The organism is Actinoplanes sp. ATCC 53533 (assembly GCF_003947245.1).
The window spans coordinates 1-2,788 of record NZ_QHHV01000325.1 but is presented as its reverse complement, the minus strand read 5'-3'; the positions used below and the strand labels follow the sequence as shown (position 1 = coordinate 2,788).

Here is a 2,788-nt window from a genome sequence, read left to right as displayed (position 1 = left end):
CCGCAGGTGGCCGATGGTGTCCAGAAAGCGCAGCGCTCGCTCGACCAGGGCCGGCTCGACGGCGAAGAAGGCAGCGAGGCTGGACGTGTCGCGCAATCCGGCGGTCGCGATTGCCCGCGACAGGTACTGGTCGAACAGTTCGTACGGCTGCGCCTCCCGAATGACTGCCTTAACCTGTACGGCCCACATCGGCAACAGCAGCGGGAAAATCCGCAACGGTTGGATGTCGGGCATGGCGGCAACGCGCTCAAGAATCCGCCGGACAGGTACGTGCGCCGGGTCGCTCACACCGGCAGCCGTTCCCGCAACTGTCGAGCCGCGACAACGTCACCGTGCTGAGCGGCGTACCGGAAGAGCTCGCCTGCGAGACGCCGGAAGCCTTCGTCGGCAGCGTTGGTGAGCGTCTTGCTGTCGCCGACGAGAATCAGCTGATCACGGGCCCTGGTAATGGCGACGTTGAGGCGACGCAGCTCGCTGAGAAAGCCGACCCGGCCGCCGGGATTACTTCGGGTGAAGCTGTACATGACAACGTCGCGTTCCTGACCCTGAAAGGCGTCGACCGTGCCGATCCGGTCACGGATCGCCTCCGCTCCTAGCGCCTCCCGCAGCCACAGCTCGATGAGCTGCGCCTGTGCACGGTACGGCGTGATGACCACCCAGTCCCGCGTTTCGGCGGCATACCACTTCGCCAGGTCAAGCACGATTCGCGCCTCGGCCCGGTTGTCGCGCCCGGCGACCTGCCAGGTCTCTGTGCGCGGCCGGGTCCGTTCGGCCCGCTCGGCCGGCGGCAACTCGGCGGTGTCGACGACGGCGAGCGGGCTGAGGAAGATCGGCGATGGCGGCCTCGGCTTCGCCTCGGTGGTCAGCCGGCCGCCGTAGAAGGCGTTGGACACGAAGTCTGCCAGCACTGCGGGCATCCGCCGTTGCCGGCTGAGCAGGATCTGGTTGGCCGCCGGTGTCTGACTCAGGAGCCGCTCGAAGGCGCTGTGTGTCAGCAGGTCGGCGACCAGGCCCGGATCGATGCCGCTGCGACCGGGTTCGTGTCGCCGCAGCCAATGCCGGGCGTCGTCGTCAACGAAGGGCGGTAGCTGGTGGTGATCGCCGACCAGTACGGCCCGAGAGGCCCGGGTCAGCGGGACGAGCGTGGAGGCGAGGGGAATCTGCCCGGCCTCGTCGATCACGGCCAGGTCGAAGTCCAGGTCGGACAGGAGGTTGCGCTGTACGCCAACGCCGATGCAGGTCGCACCGATCACGTCGGCATAGCGGATCAGCTCCGGATGCAACTGTTCGCTTGGGCTGGCCAGCCGCTCGCACCAGTCAGCGAGGAGGCGGCTCCGTTCCCGCAGCAATGGTTCCCACGCTCGACACCACGACGCGAACGCGATGAGCCCGGCGGCGTCCGTGGCCGGCGTGACCGGCCGCTCCACCGCGCCGATCAGCCGGGCAAGCTGCTGCGCCGCCGGCAGGGCGACCGCAAAGTGCTGCTCAGCATCCGCTTGCGCCCCGGCGACACGCTCGACTGCCTGGCGTACGGCCGGATCACGTTCAATCCTGCGTGACAGCTCAGCGCACAGCGCCTCGTACGTCTGCCTATCCTGTTCGGCCGCGGCCTGGGAATGTGCGGCACGAGGCGTCGCCGCGGTGAGCCGCGCGCGACAGCGACCCGCTCGCCAGCGATGCAACGGGCCGAACAGCCCGCCACGGCTCTCCAGTTGCTGTACCCGTTCAGTCAGCTGCTGCACCTCCACAGCGGCCGTCGTCGCGTGCTGCGCCGCCGTCTGCCACTTGTGCCCGGCCTGCCGCGCGGCGACCCCGAACTGCATCTCCACGGCTGCGGCGGCCGCTTCCCGGTCCGCCATCGCCTCGTCGCGGCTGGAGTTCGCCGTCTGCGCACCGGCAAGCGCAGTCTCCAGCCTGTGCAGCCAACTGCCGGCCACGGAAGTTTCGCCGCCGAACGGCGCGAGCCTCTGGGCAGTGGCTGCCGTTCTGGCAAGGATGCGCCGCTGTAGTTCCTCCGCGACGGCGGAGACCGTCTTGCGCTGCACTGCTGCGGCGATCCGGTCCTCGTTGCCAACCCGGACTGCGGTCAGGGCAGCAGGCAATCGCTCGATCACGTTGTCGACGGCAGTGTTGGTCTGCGAGGCGATCAGTACACGGTCGCCGCGGGCCGCCGCAGCGCGGGCGATCTCCACGATGGTCCGTGTCTTCCCGGTGCCGGGCGGGCCGAGCACGCAGAGCAAGTCCGGCGCTGCGAGCGCTCGCCGGAACGCCTCGGTCTGATCTTCGTCGAGCGGCTCGGCTGGATCGACGGTCGGCACCCGATACTCGGTGAACTTACCGTCGACCACCAACGGAAGTAGCGCCGGATTCACCGTCGATCGCGCGCGCAGCCGTGCGGCGGCGGCCGCCTGGACGCGCTGCACCACCTCGTTGCGGGCAGCGACCAGCTCGCCTTGCTCGGGAATACGGCGACGGTCGACTGCGACATCGAACGCAATCGTCAGCAGCTCACCGTCGGTCGCCGTCACTCGGCCGCGCAAGTCTGGTTCGTTGCGCAGATGAACCATGCCGCCCTGCTGCACCGTGCCCGGCCGGGACAGGCGAAAGAGATAGACGCCGGCCGCCGATCGCCGGGGCTGGGCTGCGGTCAGCACCTCGTAGTACGGCAGAATCCGCTCGCCGGGATCCCGCTCCGCCTCGATCTGGCGACCTGCCTCGATGACCAGATCCAAGGCATCGCAGAAGGCGTCGTATCGGGTTGGGACCGCCGACTTGTCCCGCGGCGTTT

General features: G+C 68.9%; 1 protein-coding gene and 1 pseudogene. Both read right to left on the bottom strand.

Annotated elements, in window-relative coordinates:
- Window positions 1–288, bottom strand: a pseudogene (locus DMB66_RS55660) (hypothetical protein); the annotation flags it as partial.
- A partial coding sequence (locus DMB66_RS55655; protein ID WP_233625544.1) for a DEAD/DEAH box helicase occupies window positions 285–2,788 on the bottom strand: 2,504 nt, incomplete at its 5' end. The gene DMB66_RS55655 and the pseudogene DMB66_RS55660, both read right to left, overlap by 4 nt.